Here is a 20,739-nt window from a genome sequence, read left to right on the forward strand (position 1 = left end):
AAGTACAGTAATGTATGGAGCTGACTGATACTAATCGGTCGAGGGCATGACCAAGCAAGGTGATAGGTAGGATGAAAAAGAGATATTTCTTGTATGCAGTTTTGAAGGTACATAAAAATAAAAAAGCAAGTAAAAACCCTTGTCAAAAGAGACAAAAGGGTTTATACTATATAAGTATTCCTCGATAGCTCAGTGGTAGAGCATTCGGCTGTTAACCGAAGGGTCGTTGGTTCGAACCCAACTCGGGGAGTTAAAGACAGAAATCGATTTGATTTCTGTCTTTTTATGTTATAAGAGAGTACTTTATAATGAATGAGAAGGATAAATAATATGAAATACATTTTACAAACAGATAATGAAACAATAGAGATTCCGATTATACGATCAAAAAGGAAGACACTGGGGTTAGAAGTGAAATATGATGGTACAGTAAATGCAAGAGTTCCAATGCGGGCACCAAGAGAGATTATAGAAAGATTTATCCGGGAACATGAAGCATGGATTATAAGAAAGCGGCAGGAATGGAGTCTGGCTGGAAACAATCGGGATGATATGTCAGGTCTTCCACCGATCGAGACAAAAGAAGGAAAAGCGAAGATCAGACAGTATATAGAAGGGCAAGTTGAATATTATGCAAAAATAATGGGTGTTACATATGGAAGGATATCTATGCGTAATCAGAAAACACGATGGGGAAGCTGTAGCAGCAATGGAAATCTGAATTTTAATAATCGGTTGTTATTTGTGCCAAAAGAACTGGTTGATTATGTAGTGGTGCATGAATTGGCACACAGAAAAGAGATGAACCATTCGAATGCATTTTGGAATGTGGTAGAGAAGTATATGCCGGATTATAAAGAACGCAGGAAAAAACTAAGGGAGTATCATATAGAATAAGAAGGAATACACAACAATCATAAGAAAACATTTACTTAAAAAAAATATATATAGAAAACCTCTATAAATCATAATACTTATAGAATATGTGCGAAAGATACAAAAATTAACAAATGCTTTGTAGGACAATGACGATGAAAAATAATTTGAAGATGTTAAAATGTTAATTTGTTAGGAATAGAAATAACAGGTCTGGAGTAGGTGAAATGTTTAAAGTAAGTTATTTTTTGGAAGTCCTGCCGATTATTGCAAGTAAAGTTAATATTACATTTGAATTAACGATAGCTGCGACAATATTTGCACTGATCGTGGGAGTCATTATTGCAATCATCGGTTATTACAAAATTCCGGTATTGTATCAGCTGACAAGAGTGTATGTATCCATTATGCGAGGTACACCGGTCGTAGCACAGTTGTATTTCTTCTATTATGGAATTGCATTATACAGTGCATTTGTAAGAAATATGACACCACTTATCGCTGTAGCGGTAGTTATGAGTTTTAATATGGGAGCTTTTATGTCAGAAAGTATCAGAGGAGCATTATTATCCGTTGATGAAGGACAGAAAGAAGCTGCATATTCACTGGGAATGACGAATTTTCAGCTGGTTACGAGAATCGTAATTCCACAGGCTGTACGTGTGGCATTACCGCCGCTTTTTAACGACATCATTAACCTGATCAAGATGACTTCGCTTGCATTTATGCTTGGTGTACCGGATATCATGGGAGCTGCCAAGATTGAGGGAGCCAGAACGTTCAGATATTTTGAAATTTATGCTGCCGTTATGCTGGTGTACTGGCTGATTATATTTGTGCTTGGAATCTTACACAAATTATTAGAAAAGAAATGTGCAAATATGTATTAAGACAAGATCTTAAATGGAACAACCCCATTAAGATAGATGCATTATCATTTATGTGAAAAAGAGGAGATTAAGTATTATGAAAAAACGTGTATTAGCTGCTTTATTAGTAACTATGATGACAGTAGGAACTGTTGCAGGATGCGGAAGCAATGCCAAATCTGATGATTCAGATAAAAAAGCAAGTTCAGAGTCTAAGAGTGATGACAAAAAAGATTCCGGAAAGAAAGTAACAGTTGTTACATCTGGAACAGGAGAACCATACAGCCTTATTTCTGATGATGGAAAATGGACAGGTATCGACGCAGAGATGTGGGATGAAATTGAAAAACGTACCGGATGGGAAGTAGAAGTAAAACAGGCTTCTTTCGATGCTATGTGGGGAGAACTGGATACAGGACGTGCTGATGTAGTTGCAAACTGCCTTGCAGTAAAAGAAGAAAGAACAGACAAATATAATGCAACAATCCCATACTACGGAGATTCACAGTGCATTATCGTAAATGATGATTCTGATTACAAGACATCTGATGATTTAAAAGGAAAGACTGTAGGATGTACAAACGGACAGGCTGCACAGACAATCATCGAAGACATGGCGAAAGAAAAAGGATTTACAGTAAAACTTTATGAAGACAGTGCTGTAGGTATGAACGATCTGAAACTTGGAAGAATTGATGCATATGCGAATACAACAACAAATGTAAATGCATTTACACATAACAATACAGATGCAAAATTCCGTTTCTTTGATGAACAGCTTCTGGCAAATAATGTAGCTTATTTCCTCCAAAAAACAGATGACGGAGATAAACTGACAAAAGAATTAGATGATGTAATCCAGGATATGTTAGATGACGGAACAGTAGCAAAGATTACTGAAAAATGGATGTATGCTGATATGACAAAATTAATCCAGAAATAAGAAAAGTCAGGAAGATTAAAACGTATGGGAACAGAAACACAGTTGGTTAAGGTTGAACATTTATATAAAGAATTTGATGAAAATACAAAAGTATTAGAAGATATCAATCTGACGATCAATAAGAATGAAGTGATTGCAATTTTAGGACCTTCGGGAACTGGTAAATCTACATTACTCAGATGTCTGAATTACCTGACAGTACCGACAAAGGGAAAAATAACAATTGGTGATGTAACGGTAGATGCACAGAACCATACAAAGAAGGATGTAATAGAATTGAGAAAACATTCTTCCATGGTATTTCAGGGATATAATCTTTTCAAGAATAAGACTGCATTAGAAAATGTAATGGAAGCGCTGACCGTTGTACAAAAAAAGTCAAAGGCAGAGGCGGAAAAAATTGCGTTAGAACTGCTGGATAAGGTAGGAATGAGTGAAAGAAAGGACTTTTACCCATCGAAACTGTCCGGAGGACAACAGCAGAGAGTTGGAATTGCAAGAGCACTTGCAGTAAATCCGAATGTGGTATTATTTGATGAGCCGACATCGGCATTGGATCCGGAACTGGTAGGAGAAGTACTGAATACGATTAAATCTCTTGCCGAAGAAGGAACGACAATGATTTTGGTTACGCATGAGATTGGATTTGCAAGAGAAGTAGCAAGCAGAATCCTGTTCATGGACGGAGGAAGAATTGCAGCCGATGGAAGACCGGAAGAAATCATCGATCATCCAGAGAATCAAAGACTTCAGCAGTTCCTGAATTTTGTTAATCGTAAATAGAATGGCTGAAAGGTCTGCACAGGGTTTGTGCAGGCCTTTTTTGAGGAGTTGGTACAATGAGTAATATAAATGATAAGATAAGACAAATTGCAAAAGAGACAGAACCGGAACTGATCCGCATCAGAAGAGAACTGCATCAGTATCCGGAGCTTGGAATCGACCTTCCAAAGACACACGAGATCATCAGCCGTGAATTACATAAGATCCCGGGGCTTAAGATAAGAGAACATGCTGCCGGTGGGTATGGTCTGATCGCAGAACTTAAGGGGAAGAAAGAGAATGGGAAAAATGTTTTGCTGCGGGCGGATATAGATGCGCTTCCACTGGAAGAAAAAGTGGAAAGCACTTACAAGTCCAGGCATGACGGACGTATGCATGCATGCGGACACGACGGACATGCGACATGGCTGATCGGTGCGGCAAAGATTCTGGCACAGTTGACAGATGAATTCGGTGGATGCATAAGATTCGTATTTCAGCCGGGGGAAGAAGTCGGACTTGGCGCGGATACGATGATAGAAGAAGATAAAGTACTGGAAGATCCGAAGATGGATATGGCATTTGCCGCACATGGATGGCCGTCTGTAGAGAGTGGTAAGATCGGAATCGTGAGACGCTATGCATTTGGCTGTGTGGGAGATTTTAAAGTCAGAATTATTGGAAAGAAGGGGCATGCATCATGGCCGGAGCAGACGATTGATCCGATTGCGGCAGCGAATGAGATTTACCAGCATATTCCGGCAATACTGACACGTACGATCGGTGGAACAGAGCCTAAGATCATGTCAGTTACTTATATGCAGGCAGGGGATGTGAATGTCAGAAATATCATTCCGCAGGACTGCGTATTTGGCGGAACGATGAGAGCCGTAAAAAGAGAAGTTCTGGAAAAAATGAAAACAGAACTGGAAAAAGAGATAAAAGGAATCTGCCAGGTATACGGAACTTCTTATCAGGCAGATATCAGGATTCACGGGGGAAGTGTAAAGAACGCTCCGGAATTATTAAACGGAGTGAAAAAGTCAGTAGCCGATGTACTTGGAAAGGAAAATGTTTATATTATAGAAGAAGATAATCTTGGCGGAGAAAATTTTGCAGAATATAGCTGTCGTGTTCCGGCGGTCTATATGTTTATTGGAATTAAACCGGAAGAGAAAAAAGCAATTCCGGGGCTGCACAGTCCGGAATATCAGTTTGATGATACGGTACTGGCAGGAGCGGCTGCCGCATTTGCCAATATTGCGATTCACGGCTGTATGGGAGAACTGAAGGAAAATTAAAAAGAACAGGAGAGGTATCAGAATGGAAAAGCTGGTTTATGTAGACCGAAGAAATACAAACTGTAATAAATGGGACGGACAGCAGAAAATGTTCGGAGAAGAAGGACTTCATGCAATGTGGGTGGCAGATATGGACTTCCGTGTACCGGAGTGTGTAGTCAGTGCACTGAGGGAATATGTGGAATCCGGAGTGTATGGGTATTATAAGATTCCGGATGCTTATTATCAGGCATTCATTGACTGGGAGAGGGAGCATCACGGATATGAAGTGAAAAAAGAATGGATCCGGTTTTCACCGGGAGTTGTAGCAGGATTCCACTGGCTGTTGCAGATTCTGACAGAAGAAAATGATGCAGTAATTGTAAATACACCGGTATACTATCCGTTTTTAGACGCAGTAAAGAACAATCACAGAAATTTAATCTGTTCCGATCTTAAGAACGAGAATGGAGAATACTCGATTGATTTCGATGATTTTGAGAAAAAGATCACAGACCATCAGGTGAAATTATTTATTTTGTGTTCACCACATAATCCGGCGGGAAGAGTATGGAAAAAAGAAGAGTTAAAGCGGCTTTTTGAAATCTGCAGAGCGCATCAGGTGTATATTATATCAGATGAGATCCATCAGGATCTGGTATTTGGAGAGAATAAGCATATCCCATCTTTGTCAATCGGAGAGTATAATGATATTATGGTATCGATCGTGGCTGCATCGAAGACATTCAATATTGCGGGTGCACAGAATTCTATGGTGATCATTCCGGATGAAAAACTTCAGGAAAAGTGGGATGCTTATGTAAAAGGCAACAGAGTACTGGGAGGAAATGCTTTTGGTTATGTTGCAGCTCAGGCTGCATATGCAGGAGGCAATGAATGGCTGACACTGGTACTGGATCAGATCGAAGAGAATTATCAATATCTGAAAGCAGAACTTGCGGAAAAACTTCCGGAGGCGGTTGTGACTCCGCTGGAAGGAACGTATCTTTGCTGGATCAATCTGGAAGCATATGTAAGTGCAGATGAGATGAAAGAAGTGATCCAGAAGAAGTGCCGTCTGGCCGTTGATTTCGGTGACTGGTTCGGCGGAGAACGCTTTGGTACGTTTATAAGAATGAATCTTGCGACATCAAAAGAGAATGTAGAGATTGGTGTCAATGCACTGATTGCGAATTTAGTGAGAAAATAGTTATAGAAATTATCAATAAGACGAAATCACTGGCATATGATTTTCTATTTGACAGAAATAATTTTCTACGAGAAAATATCTGTATATGGAGTGAAAAAGATATGTACGAGATTGAAGTCTGTTATAAAATAATTTTTGAAGCAATGCTGGAAAAACCAGTATTAAAAAGTATTGCAGAAAAGATAAATGAATATACAGGTGCGAAAGTAATATTTGTGTCAGGGACAGGAAAAATCCTGGCATATTCGCATACCTGTGAACAGGATGGGAGCGAATCCATCAGATGGAAGCATGTGACATTTTCAGACTATAAGAAATTCTGCCAGGAAGCTGATACGAAAGAACATCAGCTTATACTTCAACCTGTTGAAACAATGGGAAGGTTAGCTGGATATGTAGTTATTCTATATAGTGAAGAGGAGTCCCGGCGGTTTTTTGAAGAATTGGGAAGTGTGATCGGACAGGCAGTAAGGCATCAGTTTGAAGATGTGGTAAAAGAGACGATGGTTTTACAACCGATGCGCGAAGCCATACTTGCCTGGAGTCTGTTTCACGGGAAAGCAGATGGGATCCAGCAGACAGAAAAAATATGGACAGGACAATGCATAGAAGTATTAATGTTAAAAAAGGATATTCAGGAAAAGAATGTATTGTGGATAAAAGAAATATGGGACAGATATTGTATCTGCGAAGAGACAGATAGGATCCAGATATTATTTTATGGATTAAGAGCGAAAAATACGGAAGAAATTTACCAGAAGATCATGGAAAAAAAGATTGGATGCAGCATCAGTGAACCATTTGGGAAATTAGACAGATGTGTTACAAAGTACGAGTTGTTAAAACGCATGTCTATGGTAAACGGACTGGAAAATGACCCGGTTATGAAACGGGAAAAGGAATGGTCGGTGCAGGGACTTTACACATATACAACACCGCTCTTTAAAGAAGCGGGATTAAGTGATTACCGATTGTTACGGCTGCTTCAGGAAGACCGAGAGAATAATACGGAGCTCTACTATACATTAAAGGTATATTTGTTGAATGAAAATAATGTAACAATGGCAGCAGACAGCCTTCATATTCACAGAAATACATTGGTCTACCGGTTAAAGCAGATCAGGGAATGTATAGAAGCTGATATCAATGATAACGAAACAGCAAGGGAATTGCTGGCATTTATGATGATGTATGATATATCGAGACAAGATGAGAAAAGGCAAAAGTAAGGAGAGCATATATGAAACTGGTGCAGGATTTACCAGAGATATTTGAAGAGTTTGGAGAAAAAAAGAGAGAAGCATTTCTGGAAATAAAAGAATATAAGGATAAGGGAATTCCGGTTATAGGAATGTATTGTGCCTATTTCCCGACAGAACTTGCAATGGCAGCGGGAGCAATCCCGGTAGGTCTTTGCTCTTTTTCCAATGAGACGATCACGGCTGCGGAACGCGATCTGCCGAAAAGTATGTGTCCGCTGGTAAAATCCAGTTATGGATTTGCAATCAGTGACAGATGTCCGTTTTTTCATTTTGCTGATCTTGTGATCGGAGAGACGACCTGTGACGGAAAAAAGAAGATGTATGAGCTGATGGCAGAGTTCAAACCTGTTCATGTAATGGAACTTCCGAACAGTCAGTCTGAAAGAGGACTTGCTTTCTGGAAGAGTGAGATCATCCGGACGAAAGAATATCTGGAAGAGTTCTTTCATATGGTAATTACAGAAGAGATGATCCGTGATGCCGTACATTTGAATAACCAGATCCGTACCTCTTTGAAAAATCTTTGCGAAGTGATGAAACTGGATCCGGTACCGGTAAGTGGGGAGGATATCCAGAAGATGGTCCAGGGAAGCAAATACAGGTTCGATTTTGCGACGACTCCAGGCGTGGTGAAAGAAGTGATCGATAAGATCATGACAGAATACAGACAGGGAAAGCATCTGGAAAAGCGGCCGAGAATACTGGTGACAGGGTGCCCGATCGGCGGGGACAGCCTGAAAGTGATCCGTGCGATAGAAGATAATGGCGGAGTTGTTGTGGCAATTGAAAACTGCAGTGGTGTGCGGACACTGGGGAGTCCGGTGGAGGAAGACTGTGAAGACATTTACGAGGCTATTGCCAGAAAATATCTGTCAACAGGATGTTCGATCATGACGCCGAACGATAACCGGATCGATCTGATCGGTGAGATCATAGAGGAATATCATGTAGACGGAGTGGTAGAGATGATACTGACCGGATGTCATGCAACAGGGGCGGAGTCTGTTTATATCAGAAAATTTGTAACAGAAGAGAAACATCTGCCATATATTGCCATTGATACGGATTATTCTACTGCAGATCAGGGGCAGATTGCTACCAGACTGACAGCATTTTTGGAAATGATCCAGCCGGAGACAGAAAAACGTATAGATATCAATTATTGTTATAAGATTGTACTGACGGGACTAACGGAGCAAAAGTCAGGAAAGAAAATTCTGGAAGAGATATGGAAATATACGCATATTCCGGTAGGCATAAAGGCCGGTGAACAAGAGGTAGAAGATTGGATCGGGATCAGCAGGGAAGAAGCAGAGCAGGAAAACAATAAAAGGATGGAATATAAGCTGTCAGAGAAGAATGGTGTTGTAATGGCAGTTGTTCCGGATGATGTCAGTAAGGAAAATGTAGAAGAACTGTTGGAACTTTTGGCAAAAAGTTATCATATGAGAGACAATAGCCGTGAGACAGAAGAAAGAGAAATTCCGGATTATATGTGGATTATGGCAGAAGAATCAAAAGACCTTATACATATCGGACAGGAGCTTGCAAAACAGATCGGAGAGAAAAAAATAATAGCAGGACTGAAATTGCGGCAGATGCAGGATAACGAATTATTCCTGTCAGGAATGGAAGGAAAAGAAGCCCGAAACTGTGTAATTGATATATGCCGGAAATCTATGGCAGATGTAGATGGAAAAGTGATAATTGGAAATGGATTTCCAGACTGTGAGAAAAAAGAAGAGAACAGGCAGCTTCAGTGGCAGGTGATGAATATAGCTTCAAGGCAGAAACAGAAAGAATCGGTAATGCTTGTAGAGAATTATTACCATGAACTTGCAATCGACTGTATCAGTGAACATCTGGGACAGGAAAAAGTATATATGGAAGAGTTAGAAATTCTGAAAGAAGAGGACCGGAAAACAGGAAAAGAACTTTATGAGACATTGTACTGGTATCTTCGGATGAAACGAAATGTTGCACAGACGGCCGCAAGGCTTAGGATTCACCGGAATACATTGTTGCCAAGAATTGCACGGATTAATGAACTGTTGGATATGGATGAAAAAGACGGAATGGAATGTGAAGGAATTCTGTTGGCAATGGAGATAGAAAAGCTAAAAAATGACTGATACGCTTGGTATCAGTCATTTTTTTAAATTTATTAACATTTCCTTCAAGGACTGAGAGGCCGCTTCCCCAGTTAATAAATTAAATCCCAAAAACAACACATCTTACACATCCCGGCACTGCTTCAAATACTGCTTCGTATAAGTGCAGACTGCAAAGCATTTTCCACACAGATCTGCATCAATCCCCGTGCTTTTTTGCATGATCTCACGACATTTCTTATGACACGTGGAGATGGCTATGATATTTTCGCAAGGTATGCCGGGACGCCACAAAGTATTTTTCAGGGCATGTGCCGGGCAATATCTGACACAGGCATGACAGGCACCGCACTGAGAGCGTGTAACCGGAGCATCGCAGGTCAGCGGGGCATCGGTCAGAAGAGAAGAAATCCTTACGGCAGATCCATATTGCGGTGTCACCAGCCGGTTGTTTTTACCGATCCAGCCGAGACCGGCTCGGGTGGCAATCGTTTGATGTGACAATGGAATACAGTTATCTGAATCTGTCATTTTCTGGTCTGTCGTCCGGGCATAAGCATGATAGCCTTTGTCAGTCAGGTATTTTGCACCGGCAGTTACGATGGTGTTCAGTTTGTCACTCAAAGAATTATAAAGTTCGTAGTATTCTCTTGTTGGAGCAAGCTGAAGACCTTTGATGACGTGTTTCGGTAACGGGATTGCGACTGCAATACCGACCGGGTAGTCAGAAGATGGAACTGCGGTCAGATCCCCAATTCCGACCAAAGCAGCACCCTGCGAGATTAGATAATCTCTGAATTCTTTTGTGGGATTCATAAAATTCCTCCTTTCAGAACATTTCCGTTCATTGACTTATTGTACATTCAATTTTACAATAGAATGCAGAAGAAAGATAGTGGGAAAGGAAACTATTATGGAAAGTAGAATGACGGAATTAATGGAAGCAATTCAGGAAAGTGAAGGACAGGCCGAACGCAGGGTGCTTACTTTGCTGGGAGGCAGATGCATTTCTGAAAAGGCACTGGTCATAGATGGAAAAATTGTCTGGGAAAGCAGGAAAAATGGTTATTTTCATGGATATACAGATGAGATAAAGAATATTACAGAAAGTGGAATCACCTATATTGGAAATGAGAAAGTATTTTGCGATACATTGGGACAGGAAAAACAGATTGTGATCTGTGGTGCCGGTCATGTGTCGATTCCGGTGATTAAAATGGCAGTGATGATGGACTGTGAGGTAATTGTACTGGAAGATCGTCCGATGTATGCGGATCATGCAAGACTGGCCGGGGCGTCACAGGTTATCTGCGAACCATTCGAAGAAGCACTGGACAAGATACAGGGAAGTGCGGATACGTATTTTGTGATCCTGACGAGAGGACACCGGTATGACCAAATCTGTCTGGAGAAAATAGCCGCAAAAGAGCATGCCTATATCGGTATGATCGGAAGCCGCAGAAGAACAGCACTGGTAAAACAAAGTCTGGCGGAAAAAGGCGTGGATCAGGAGGTGCTGGATGCAGTGTATACACCGATCGGTCTGGATATCGGAGCGCAGACACCGGCAGAGATCGGAGTGGCAATTATTGCAGAGATTATTGAAGTAAAGAACAGGAAGAAACGGACTTATGGATATTCCAAAGAAATTATGCGTGCGCTGACTGCTCAGGAACCGTATCCGGAAAAGAAGATAATGGCAACGATCATTACCAGACATGGTTCCGCACCACAGGGGCTGGGAACCAAAATGCTGATATACAGAGATGGCCGCTGCGTTGGGACGATCGGCGGCGGATGTATGGAAGCAAGAGTCATCCAGATTGCCAGACTTATGGCAGCAGGAGAGGGAGAACAGGCAAGGATCTGCCATGTAGACATGACCGGAAATGAAGCCGAAGAAGAAGGTATGGTCTGTGGCGGGGAAGTGGATGTATTTCTGGAAATCGTCTAAGCGCGGAAAACAGAATCATCGGAGGCATTAAAAAGATGATAGAAGTAGAGGTAAAAATACCCATTGAAAATATAGAAAAGATAAAGCAAAAATTGCTTGAAACAGGGTTCATATATCAGAAAACTGTTGTAGAGACGGATACTTATTTTACAAGCGATCACTATGATATGCGGAAGAAGGACAAGGCACTGCGCATCCGTAAGACGGAGAATCTGGATACGGGAGAAGTAAAAGCACAGCTTAACTGCAAAGGACCGAAATTAGATCAGGTATCCATGACCAGGAAAGAAACAGAGATTGATATCTATGAGCCGGAAAAGATGGAAGACATTCTTAAAGAACTTGAATTTTATCCAGCGTCTTGCAGAGTGAAGAAGACAAGAGGTTATTATATAAAAGATCATATGATAGCGGCTGCAGATAAGGTAGAGAATCTGGGTAACTTTCTGGAATTGGAAATAATTGTTGCAAAAGAAGAAGAACGAGCAGGTGGATTGGATATGATATATGAGCTAATGAGAATGTTGGGATGCGAAAAGACAGAGACAGTAAGGGATTCATATTTGTCAATGTTAGAAAAACGAGGTATCTAGCATCAGAAAGATCCATGAGGGACAGATAAAAAGCCAAATTTCCTGTCCCCGTTGTTATTGACAAAAATTATCGATAAGTCTATACTAACCTTACGAGTTGAGAAAAATTATCAGTAACAGTGGAAATAATACCACTGCCTGTAGATAAATTTGGAAGGAAGTACAGACGATGACATTAAAAGAATTACCAATCGGCAAAAGTGCAACATTGACAGTCGTAGGTGGAGAAGGTGCATTGAGACAGCATTTTCTGGATATGGGACTTATTCCGGGGGCAGACGTTACCATGGTAAAATACGCACCAATGGGTGATCCGGTGGAACTTCGTATCCATAGTTATGAACTGACACTCAGGCTTGCAGATGCGGAAAAGATAGAGATTACAGATGTCCGTGATGAGATTAAGATTAAGAATCAGATTCCGAAAGAGAAGATTGATCATCCGGGACTTGGAGAAGGTGGAAAATATCATGAAAAAGCAGATGAGAATCCACTGCCGGATGGAACAACACTGACATTTGCACTGGCAGGAAATCAGAATTGCGGAAAGACGACACTGTTCAACCAGCTGACCGGCTCTAATCAGCATGTGGGAAATTTCCCGGGAGTGACAGTTGACCGTAAAGATGGAGTGATCAAGGAACACAGTGATACCCTGGTGACAGATCTGCCGGGAATCTACTCTATGTCGCCGTATTCCAGTGAAGAGATCGTGACCAGGAACTTTGTGTTAAATGAGCATCCAAAGGGAATCATCAATATCGTGGATGCAACCAATATTGAGCGGAACCTGTATCTGACCATGCAGCTGATGGAGCTGGATATTCCTATGGTTTTGGCACTGAATATGATGGATGAGGTGCGGGACAACGGCGGTTCGATTCTGGTAAATGAGATGGAGCAGGAACTTGGAATACCGGTTATTCCAATATCGGCTGCGAAGAATGAAGGAATTGGCGAACTGATCGAGCATGCCGTGCATGTGGCAAAATATCAGGAAAGTCCGGGGAGACAGGATTTCTGTGATGCAGATGACCATGGCGGGGCAGTACACAGATGCCTGCACGGGATCATGCATCTGATCGAGGATCATGCAAAGAAGGCAGACATTCCGGTAAGATTTGCGGCATGCAAACTGGCAGAAGGGGATGAACTGATCCTGGAACAGCTCAAGCTGGATGAGAATGAAAAACAGCTTCTGGAGCATATTGTAAAGCAGATGGAACAGGAACGTGGACTTGACCGGTCCGCAGCAATTGCAGATATGCGTTTTACATTTATTGAGAAGATCTGTGATGCTACGGTTGTGAAGCCGAAAGAAAGCAAGGAACATCTGCGAAGTGCGAAGATGGATAAGATCCTGACGGGAAAATATACAGCTATTCCATGCTTTGTTGCAATTATGGCGGCTGTATTCTGGCTGACATTTAATGTGATCGGAGCTGCGTTGTCGAATCTGCTGGATATGGGAATCTCTGCACTTACGAATCTGGTAGATGGTGCGTTGACATCCTGGAATGTCAATTCCGTTATTCATTCGCTGGTAATCGATGGAATCTTTAACGGTGTGGGAAGTGTGTTAAGTTTCCTTCCGGTTATCGTTACCTTATTCTTTTTCCTGTCCATTCTGGAAGACAGCGGATATATGGCAAGAGTTGCATTTGTGATGGATAAATTACTCCGTAAGATCGGACTTTCCGGACGGAGTATCGTACCGATGCTGGTAGGATTCGGATGTACGGTTCCCGGTGTTATGGCGAGCAGGACACTGCCTTCGGAGAGAGACCGTAAGATGACGATCCTTCTGACACCATTTATGAGCTGCTCGGCGAAACTCCCGATTTATGCATTTTTTACGGCAGCATTTTTCCCAAAACAAGGAGCAGTAGTGATGGTAGCGTTATATTTTGGTGGAATACTGATGGGAATCCTGATGGCGCTGCTTTTAAGAGGAACGATGTTCAAAGGTGAAGCCGTACCGTTTGTCATGGAACTTCCGAATTACCGTATGCCGGGAGCAAAGAATGTAGGGCAGCTTCTGTGGGAAAAAGCAAAGGACTTTTTGCAGAGAGCATTTACCGTAATCTTCTTTGCAACAATTATCATCTGGTTCCTGCAGACATTTAACTTACACATGAATGTGGTGGCAGATTCCAAGGACAGTATCCTGGCAGTTGTGGCAGGAATCATTGCACCGGTATTCCTTCCGCTTGGTTTCGGAAACTGGAAGATTTCTACTGCCCTGATCACAGGATTTATGGCAAAGGAAAGTGTGGTATCTACGCTTTCGGTACTCTTTGGAAGTACGGCAGAACTGACGGGAGCAATTACGCCGGTGGCAGCAGCAAGCCTTTTGGTCTTCTGTCTGTTGTATACACCATGTGTTGCGGCTATTGCATCGATCAAGAGAGAACTTGGCGCAAAATGGGCGGCATATGTGGTGCTGGGACAATGTATGGTTGCGTGGATCGCAGCATTTATCGTGCATCTGATTGGTACGGTGGTAATGTAAAGAGGCATAAAAAACCTCCTGTGGATGGAATTAGATATGTTCCATTCACAGGAGGTTTTTGCTGTATATATTAAATTACATGCTCTGCTTTTGCTATTTGTTTCTTTATCTTATACCTTCCGCTGCGCCGGAGACTTGCGAATAAAGAGCCTGAAATATTGTGCCATACACTGAAGATTGCCCCAGGCAGTGTGGCAAATGGGTTTGCAGCAAAGTTTGCGGTGGCGAGTGTGATAGCAAGACCGCTGTTCTGCATACCGACTTCAATCGCAAGGGCAGTTGCTTTGTCATATTCCACATGGAAGATGCGTCCGGCAAGTAATCCAAGTCCCATACCTGCAAGATTATGTAAGATAACGATACAGAGTACGAGGAATCCGGATGTCATGATTTTTTCCGCATTTACTGCGACGATTCCGCTGATGATCATGACGATGGATACAACGGAGATCAGCGGAAGGATGCCGGATAATTTCTCAATATGTCTGCCGATCAGTCTACGGAGAAGGATACCTAGAAGAACCGGGATCAGTACGACCTTTACAACCGAGATCACCATCCCAGGAAAAGATACCTGAACCCATGCACCGGCAAGTAGATATACCAGAAGCGGCGTCATAACCGGTGCTGCCAGAGTTGAAGTGATTGTCATGCCAACAGAAAGTGCAACATCACCACCTGCGATATAAGTAATCACATTGCTGGCAGTTCCGCCGGGGCAGCATCCGACCAGGATGACACCAAGTGCGATATCCGTTGGCAGATGAAGGAGGACCGAGAGTCCCCATGCGATCAGCGGCATAATCGTATATTGTGCGACAAATCCGATAATGATCTCTTTGGGTCTGGTAAATACCACTTTAAAATCTCCGATATGAATAGTCAGTCCCATGCCGAACATGGCAACGCCGAGAAAGATCGAAGTATAGTTTGTAGTCCATGCAAATCCATCACGCCAAAAGAAGGCAATGACAGAAAAGCAGATAATAATCATTCCGATATATTTGGTAAGAACAGAGCTGAGCCGTGATAATGCATTTGTAACATGCTCCATATCTTATACCTCGTAACTGAAATTGTCGATGAGTCGTGTCTTTCCGATGTAAACTGCCATAGCAACCAGGACATCAGCATTTACGGAGTCAACAGGCTGCATGCTGAGTGCATCGACCATGGATACGTAATCAATACGTGCCAGAGGTTCACTGTTTATGATTTCACACATCGGTTCTAATACTTCAGATGCGGCAATACCATTCCGGATCAGTTCCTGACCTTTCTTTACAGCTTTTGAAAGGCAGAGGGCAGCTTTGCGTTCTTCGCAGCTTAAGTATGTATTACGGGAAGATTTGGCAAGTCCGTCTTCTTCACGTACGATCGGGCATCCGACAATCTGGATATCAAAGTTCAGATCCAAAACCATTTTGCGGATGATAGCAAGCTGCTGTGCATCTTTCTGTCCAAAGTAAGCACGGTCCGGTTTTACGATGTTAAATAACTTTGATACAACGGTACACACTCCTTTGAAATGGATCGGACGCGTCTTGCCGCACAGCGTATCAGATAAAGTATCGATACTGACAAATGCGTGTGGATCATGATACATTTCCGCCGGTGACGGACAGAAGATCAGATCTGCTCCGATGCTTTCACAAAGTGCACTGTCGCGGTCAAAGTCTCTTGGATAAGCTTCTAGATCTTCATTCGGTCCAAACTGTGTCGGATTGACGAAATCAGATACAACAACGATATCATTTTCCTCGCGGCAGCGACGGATCAGACTGGCATGCCCCTCATGGAGATATCCCATAGTAGGGACAAGACCGATGGTCTTATCTTCTTTTTTCCAGTTATTTACGAGTTCTCTTGTTTTTTCAATTGTGTTAGTTACCTGCATTGGTATTCTCCTTTATTCGTTATAATTCGGAGAGTTCTCTTCTGAATACACTGTGATCTCAGGTGGTTTTATGCAAAAAAATACGTTATGATAATTAAGTATCTTTTTATTCCATGTCTTTTAATAGCCCGTGACGTTCATAATTGGTCACGCGGCTTACCTTGTTCTCCTCATCTACGAATACAACCGCAGGTTTGTGTTCTTTTGCTTCATTCGGCGTATACTGTCCGTAAGCCATGATGATAATCTTATCTCCGGTACTGACACATCTTGCAGCAGCTCCGTTTAAGCAGATCATTCCACTGCCACGCTGTCCGCTGATGGTGTACGTTTCGAAACGGCTTCCGTTGTTTACATCAACGATCTGGACTTTCTCATATTCGAGAATTCCAGCAGCCTCCAGTAATGCTTCATCCACCGTAATGCTTCCTACATAATCAAGTTCTGCCTGAATGACAGTAGCGCGGTGGATCTTTCCTTTTAATAATTCAAGTGTCATCTCATATATCCTTTCCTTTTAAGGAAAAAAAATCAGCCAGAATACATCTGGTCCTGAGTCTTATTTCCTAAAAATATAAGCTCATTTTTGTTGAAAATTATGAGATTCCAGTGCTTCAGTTCTGAGTATGGTTCTGTCAGGGACAGATACCGTCTCCGTTGTTCATTATAAAAAGGCAGAAAAGGTATGTCAATCTATGTATACAAAAAAAACCAGAACCGGATTTTCTAAAATCATAAATCCGGTTCTGCGTTATTTTTATTATCTTTTTTTCTTTTCCTTTGCAAGGAGTGCGGCACCAAGTGCACCCGCATATCTTCCGTGTTCGGTAGGTGATACAGTCTGTCCGAGTTTCTGTGAGAGAATCTTTGTAAAATAGGTGCTGTTACTGAGTCCTCCTGTCAGGATCACTTTCTCCGGCAGGTTTTTCTTCATGGCAAGCTGAGCCACTTTGTTTGCAACTGAATCTACAACACCGGCTGCGATATCTTCCCGCTTCTGTCCCTCACCGATATAGTTGATGACCTCAGATTCGGCAAATACCGTACACAGGGAACTGATCGGAAGAACAGTTCCTTTATCCGCCATATCAAACAGTTCCTGCAGGGTAACGCCCAGGCGATTTGCCATAATCTCCAGGAATTTACCGGTTCCGGCAGAGCACTTATCATTCATCTGGAAGTCCTGCACCATACCGCCGGACACCAGGATGATCTTGGTATCCTGTCCGCCGACATCGATAATTGCACATTCATCACCGGCCATCTCACGGCCGCCTCTTGCGTGGCAGGTAATCTCTGTGATAACATGATCAGCAAAATCTACGGCAACACGGCCATATCCGGTTGCGACAACTTTCGAATCGTTCGATAACACATCGATGCCATCTTCCAGTAAACGATCCTTGATCGTCTGGCAGGTTTCTTTGCTGCTCCATCCGGTTGGCAGTACAAAATGTAGATCATGATCTCCTTTTACAGCAACTTTGGATGCGGTAGATCCGATATCAATTCCAATATAATTCATAAATTCATTCCTCGCTTAATATTAATTTTTTAACAATATCTGTCCCGCCGTGGATTAATATCTCGTTCAATGGCGGCAATTTTCAAAATCTCAATATGATTCTCATCGATGAATTTCCGGATCGCTTCCAGATCATCTTTTCTGACGAGCAGTGAGATTCCGCAGCACTTACTGGCTGCGCGCGGCGTAGGAGCGATGGTGGCCTTGATACCGGCTTCTTTTAATATCCCATACAGACGCATCCCGTTGTCATGGTTGGGAAATAATACATAATGCTGTATCTTTTGCATGATCTGTTACCTCGGTTACTTATTTATTATCTAACATTTCGATAAATGCACTGATTCTGGTACGAAGCTGTCCGGCATCGCTGTCGGTGTAATCAGTCTCGATTCCAAGAACAGGGATTCCGGCTTCTTTCATTGCTTTCTCTACGGAATATCCCTCGGTATCATACAGGTTACAGAACTTAAGGTTCACATCAATGATACCATCAACTTTGTATTCTTTTGCAAGACGTAAGATGTCATCGATACGTCCTTCATTCGGTGTAAAGCATGCACAATTGATCTTCATGTATCTTTCGGCCAGAGCCATGTACTGGTCTTCCAGGGTTGTCTTGCTTTCATCAACAAGATTTTCGAAATATCTGGTTCCGGTACACATCTCTTCGCAGACGATCGCTGCTCCGCTGGTCTCTACAATATTATGAAGCTTCCAGTTCGGAATTGCAAGAGGAGTTCCGGTCAGCATGATACGTTTGGTTCCGGCAGGGACAACACTCACACCGTCTTTCACTCTCTGATCCAGCTCGTCGCATAACTTGTTTGTCATCTGTGTAAATCTCGCAGGATCATCATAGAATGCAATCTGAGAGATCAGGAGCACATCACATCCGCTGATCGGAAGATTCTCATTCTTGCGCAGGTTGTAAAGACGTTCCAGGGCTTTTCGTTTATTATTAATTAATGTAATGCTTTTTGCCAGTTTTTCAGCAGTTACTTCATTTCCGGTAAATTCTTCCACGACATTCTTAAATGTCTCGATTTCTTCTGCCCAGGCCCGGATATCTTTGGCACGCTTCATTTGTGGAAGATCCATGACATGTAACGGTACATCTTTAGAAAGAATCTCCCATGCTTTCTTCTTACCATCGCAGGTTGTCTCCCCAATGAACATGTCTGCGATACGGAAGAATGGACAGGTACGGTCAAGACGTGCACCCACAGATGCCTTGATCAGTGGACAGGTATTGGCAGGTAGGACTTTCTCTCCGCCAGGAACCCAGAACTGGGATCCGCCACATAATCCGGTAGCAATGGCATCTGCTGCGAATACGATTTCATCCGGTACATATACACAGAATGTACCGAATACTTTCCCGCCTTTTTTCTGATGTTCGATCAGTTCCGCAGGACGGATACCATGAATATCGGCAACCACCATATTATAATAGTCCATAGAATCCGGACGGTTTTCCTGTGATAAAAATACATCCCCGAATGCCTGCGGCAGTACTGCGCAGAGCTGGTCATGCAGGTCTACATCCATCCCAAGTTCTTCCCACATTTTACGATAATCAGCCATTTTAAAATACCTCCTTATAATGTAATTGATCCGATGTTATCGATAAAATAACCGTAACACGTTTGGAAGACCAGGGCAATGCATACCGGAGGAATTGGTTATAGATAATTCACAAGTTCGATAAGATATATTTGTAAATTCTATACTGAGAATAATTCTCGCAACCCGTCGATGCAGCAGTCAATTTCTTCTGTGGTATTGAAGTGGCTGAAGGCAAAACGGATGGTTCCATGTGGCATGGTATGCAGGGCCTGATGTGCCATCGGAGCACAATGAAGACCGACTCTTGTCATGATCCCGTAATCCTGTTCCAGGGAAAATGCAATCTCGGCATTATCATACTCCGGAAAATCAAGAGAGACGACAGCAAGCCGGTCCTGAATCGTCTGTTTTCCCGCAATATGTGCCTGTGGGATTTCCTGTATTCTTTTAAGAAAATATCCGGTCAGTTCCATTTTCTTCTGATGGATAGCCGGAATGCCTGCTTCTTCCAGATAAGTCAGGGCAGCGTGAAGTCCGATGATACCCGGAAGATTCATGGTACCGCTTTCGTACTTGTCCGGGAGATAGTCCGGCATAAGGAGTGAATCCGACTGGCTTCCGGTTCCGCCTGCGATCAGAGGCGTCAGTTCATGATCCAGTGCTTCCGATATCAGAAAGCCGCCGATACCCTGGGGACCAAGCAGACCCTTGTGTCCGGTAAAAGCAAGAAAATCAATATTACATTCCTGCATATCGATATCGACAGAACCGGCACTCTGTGCAGTGTCTACGGCAAAGAACAGATGATGACGCCGGCAGATATCACCAATCTCCCGGATCGGCAGAATGGTTCCGCATACATTGGAAGCATGAAGCATGATGACTGCTTTTGTCTCCGGGCGGATCAGTGCTTCGACAGATTCCGGTTGCGTTGTACCATCTGTTTCAGCAGGGATCATCGTGTAATGAATGTCCTGTGAAGCAAGCTGGCAGAGCGGACGCATCACGGCATTATGTTCCAGGCTGCTGACCAGTACGTGATCTCCGGGTCTCAGGAGACCTTTGATCAGATAATTCAGGGAATAAGTGATTCCCGGTGTGAATATGACATGTCTGGAATCCGGCGCATGAAAAAGTCTGGCGAGCTGCATACGTGTGAGAAGCACCAGACTTTCCAGCTCATACGCACCTTCATAATTTCCCCGGTTGATATTGAAGGCGCCGGATTCTAAAAGTTCTGACATAGAAGAGGCAACTTGGGGTGCTTTCGGCCAGGATGTGCTGCCATTGTCAAAATATATTTTTTGATTCATATCGAAAACCTCCATAAGACATTATATAGTTCGTGTAGTATTTATCGATATTGTAACAGATTA

General features: G+C 42.6%; 19 protein-coding genes and 1 tRNA gene. 12 read left to right on the forward strand and 8 right to left on the reverse strand.

Annotated features, from left to right (window positions below):
* Positions 1-178: 178 nt before the first annotated feature.
* From GT508_RS09945 to GT508_RS14940, 9 genes are all read left to right on the forward strand, one after another.
* Positions 179-250, forward strand: a tRNA-Asn gene (locus tag GT508_RS09945).
* Between the two features lie 80 nt (positions 251-330).
* Positions 331-897: a M48 family metallopeptidase gene (locus GT508_RS09950; protein WP_138376429.1), complete on the forward strand. Its 567-nt coding sequence runs from the start codon at positions 331-333 to the stop codon at positions 895-897.
* Positions 898-1,103: 206 nt separating this feature from the next.
* The gene (locus tag GT508_RS09955) at positions 1,104-1,766 is read left to right on the forward strand and encodes an amino acid ABC transporter permease (RefSeq protein ID WP_028086778.1); all 663 of its coding nucleotides are present in this window, start codon (positions 1,104-1,106) and stop codon (positions 1,764-1,766) included.
* A 76-nt stretch (positions 1,767-1,842) separates the two neighbouring features.
* On the forward strand, positions 1,843-2,688 hold the full coding sequence (locus tag GT508_RS09960) for a transporter substrate-binding domain-containing protein (RefSeq protein WP_044920568.1): 846 nt from the start codon (positions 1,843-1,845) through the stop codon (positions 2,686-2,688).
* A 42-nt stretch (positions 2,689-2,730) separates the two neighbouring features.
* The gene (locus GT508_RS09965; protein ID WP_044920574.1) at positions 2,731-3,471 is read left to right on the forward strand and encodes an amino acid ABC transporter ATP-binding protein; all 741 of its coding nucleotides are present in this window, start codon (positions 2,731-2,733) and stop codon (positions 3,469-3,471) included.
* Between the two features lie 56 nt (positions 3,472-3,527).
* Positions 3,528-4,751 (forward strand): M20 metallopeptidase family protein, encoded by a 1,224-nt coding sequence (locus GT508_RS09970; RefSeq protein ID WP_161144138.1) that lies wholly within the window; start codon positions 3,528-3,530, stop codon positions 4,749-4,751.
* 22 nt (positions 4,752-4,773) lie between these two features.
* Entirely contained in the window at positions 4,774-5,940 is a 1,167-nt protein-coding gene (locus tag GT508_RS09975) for a MalY/PatB family protein (RefSeq protein ID WP_161144139.1), read from the forward strand.
* 101 nt (positions 5,941-6,041) lie between these two features.
* The gene (locus tag GT508_RS09980; RefSeq protein ID WP_117598487.1) at positions 6,042-7,169 is read left to right on the forward strand and encodes a helix-turn-helix domain-containing protein; all 1,128 of its coding nucleotides are present in this window, start codon (positions 6,042-6,044) and stop codon (positions 7,167-7,169) included.
* A gap of 11 nt (positions 7,170-7,180) precedes the next feature.
* Positions 7,181-9,334, forward strand: a complete 2,154-nt coding sequence (locus GT508_RS14940; RefSeq protein WP_161144140.1) for a double-cubane-cluster-containing anaerobic reductase — start codon at positions 7,181-7,183, stop codon at positions 9,332-9,334.
* Between the two features lie 102 nt (positions 9,335-9,436).
* On the opposite strand, the gene GT508_RS09990 is transcribed toward GT508_RS14940, so the two are convergent.
* Positions 9,437-10,129 carry an epoxyqueuosine reductase gene (locus GT508_RS09990; RefSeq protein WP_161144141.1) on the reverse strand — a complete coding sequence of 231 codons (693 nt, stop codon included), beginning with the start codon at positions 10,127-10,129 and terminating at the stop codon, positions 9,437-9,439.
* A gap of 97 nt (positions 10,130-10,226) precedes the next feature.
* Here GT508_RS09990 and GT508_RS09995 point away from each other — a divergent pair, with 97 nt between their 5' ends.
* From GT508_RS09995 to feoB, 3 genes are all read left to right on the forward strand, one after another.
* Positions 10,227-11,267, forward strand: a complete 1,041-nt coding sequence (locus tag GT508_RS09995) for an XdhC family protein (protein WP_117598490.1) — start codon at positions 10,227-10,229, stop codon at positions 11,265-11,267.
* A gap of 35 nt (positions 11,268-11,302) precedes the next feature.
* A complete protein-coding gene (cyaB, locus tag GT508_RS10000; protein ID WP_117598491.1) occupies positions 11,303-11,860 on the forward strand; it encodes a class IV adenylate cyclase in 558 nt (185 codons plus the stop codon).
* 169 nt (positions 11,861-12,029) lie between these two features.
* A complete protein-coding gene (gene feoB, locus GT508_RS10005; protein ID WP_161144142.1) occupies positions 12,030-14,372 on the forward strand; it encodes a ferrous iron transport protein B in 2,343 nt (780 codons plus the stop codon).
* 70 nt (positions 14,373-14,442) lie between these two features.
* On the opposite strand, the gene GT508_RS10010 is transcribed toward feoB, so the two are convergent.
* From GT508_RS10010 to GT508_RS10040, 7 genes are all read right to left on the reverse strand, one after another.
* On the reverse strand, positions 14,443-15,426 hold the full coding sequence (locus tag GT508_RS10010; RefSeq protein WP_161144143.1) for a bile acid:sodium symporter family protein: 984 nt from the start codon (positions 15,424-15,426) through the stop codon (positions 14,443-14,445).
* Positions 15,427-15,429: 3 nt separating this feature from the next.
* Positions 15,430-16,269, reverse strand: a complete 840-nt coding sequence (gene panC, locus GT508_RS10015; RefSeq protein WP_161144144.1) for a pantoate--beta-alanine ligase — start codon at positions 16,267-16,269, stop codon at positions 15,430-15,432.
* Positions 16,270-16,375: 106 nt separating this feature from the next.
* Positions 16,376-16,768 carry an aspartate 1-decarboxylase gene (gene panD / locus GT508_RS10020; RefSeq protein WP_161144145.1) on the reverse strand — a complete coding sequence of 131 codons (393 nt, stop codon included), beginning with the start codon at positions 16,766-16,768 and terminating at the stop codon, positions 16,376-16,378.
* 261 nt (positions 16,769-17,029) lie between these two features.
* Positions 17,030-17,794 (reverse strand): acyl-CoA dehydratase activase, encoded by a 765-nt coding sequence (locus GT508_RS10025; RefSeq protein ID WP_118310199.1) that lies wholly within the window; start codon positions 17,792-17,794, stop codon positions 17,030-17,032.
* A gap of 29 nt (positions 17,795-17,823) precedes the next feature.
* A complete protein-coding gene (locus GT508_RS10030) occupies positions 17,824-18,084 on the reverse strand; it encodes a DUF3343 domain-containing protein (protein WP_161144146.1) in 261 nt (86 codons plus the stop codon).
* A gap of 19 nt (positions 18,085-18,103) precedes the next feature.
* Positions 18,104-19,381 (reverse strand): double-cubane-cluster-containing anaerobic reductase, encoded by a 1,278-nt coding sequence (locus GT508_RS10035; protein WP_161144147.1) that lies wholly within the window; start codon positions 19,379-19,381, stop codon positions 18,104-18,106.
* 140 nt (positions 19,382-19,521) lie between these two features.
* A complete protein-coding gene (locus tag GT508_RS10040; protein ID WP_055282803.1) occupies positions 19,522-20,676 on the reverse strand; it encodes an aminotransferase class V-fold PLP-dependent enzyme in 1,155 nt (384 codons plus the stop codon).
* Between the last annotated feature and the right edge of the window lie 63 nt (positions 20,677-20,739).

The organism is Dorea sp. BIOML-A1, from assembly GCF_009875615.1.
Lineage (GTDB): Bacteria > Bacillota > Clostridia > Lachnospirales > Lachnospiraceae > Dorea_A > Dorea_A amylophila.

What these genes read in the sequence shown, in the direction of transcription:
- panD (WP_161144145.1), bottom strand. Translation starts at nt 16,768, where the DNA reads ATGACACTTGAATTATTAAAAGGAAAGATCCACCGCGCTACTGTCATT.
- GT508_RS09950 (WP_138376429.1), top strand. Translation starts at nt 331, where the DNA reads ATGAAATACATTTTACAAACAGATAATGAAACAATAGAGATTCCGATT.
- GT508_RS09975 (WP_161144139.1), top strand. Translation starts at nt 4,774, where the DNA reads ATGGAAAAGCTGGTTTATGTAGACCGAAGAAATACAAACTGTAATAAA.
- GT508_RS09970 (WP_161144138.1), top strand. Translation starts at nt 3,528, where the DNA reads ATGAGTAATATAAATGATAAGATAAGACAAATTGCAAAAGAGACAGAA.
- GT508_RS10040 (WP_055282803.1), bottom strand. Translation starts at nt 20,676, where the DNA reads ATGAATCAAAAAATATATTTTGACAATGGCAGCACATCCTGGCCGAAA.
- feoB (WP_161144142.1), top strand. Translation starts at nt 12,030, where the DNA reads ATGACATTAAAAGAATTACCAATCGGCAAAAGTGCAACATTGACAGTC.
- GT508_RS09980 (WP_117598487.1), top strand. Translation starts at nt 6,042, where the DNA reads ATGTACGAGATTGAAGTCTGTTATAAAATAATTTTTGAAGCAATGCTG.
- GT508_RS10025 (WP_118310199.1), bottom strand. Translation starts at nt 17,794, where the DNA reads ATGAATTATATTGGAATTGATATCGGATCTACCGCATCCAAAGTTGCT.
- GT508_RS10035 (WP_161144147.1), bottom strand. Translation starts at nt 19,381, where the DNA reads ATGGCTGATTATCGTAAAATGTGGGAAGAACTTGGGATGGATGTAGAC.
- GT508_RS10030 (WP_161144146.1), bottom strand. Translation starts at nt 18,084, where the DNA reads ATGCAAAAGATACAGCATTATGTATTATTTCCCAACCATGACAACGGG.
- panC (WP_161144144.1), bottom strand. Translation starts at nt 16,269, where the DNA reads ATGCAGGTAACTAACACAATTGAAAAAACAAGAGAACTCGTAAATAAC.
- GT508_RS09960 (WP_044920568.1), top strand. Translation starts at nt 1,843, where the DNA reads ATGAAAAAACGTGTATTAGCTGCTTTATTAGTAACTATGATGACAGTA.
- cyaB (WP_117598491.1), top strand. Translation starts at nt 11,303, where the DNA reads ATGATAGAAGTAGAGGTAAAAATACCCATTGAAAATATAGAAAAGATA.
- GT508_RS09990 (WP_161144141.1), bottom strand. Translation starts at nt 10,129, where the DNA reads ATGAATCCCACAAAAGAATTCAGAGATTATCTAATCTCGCAGGGTGCT.
- GT508_RS14940 (WP_161144140.1), top strand. Translation starts at nt 7,181, where the DNA reads ATGAAACTGGTGCAGGATTTACCAGAGATATTTGAAGAGTTTGGAGAA.
- GT508_RS10010 (WP_161144143.1), bottom strand. Translation starts at nt 15,426, where the DNA reads ATGGAGCATGTTACAAATGCATTATCACGGCTCAGCTCTGTTCTTACC.
- GT508_RS09995 (WP_117598490.1), top strand. Translation starts at nt 10,227, where the DNA reads ATGGAAAGTAGAATGACGGAATTAATGGAAGCAATTCAGGAAAGTGAA.
- GT508_RS09955 (WP_028086778.1), top strand. Translation starts at nt 1,104, where the DNA reads ATGTTTAAAGTAAGTTATTTTTTGGAAGTCCTGCCGATTATTGCAAGT.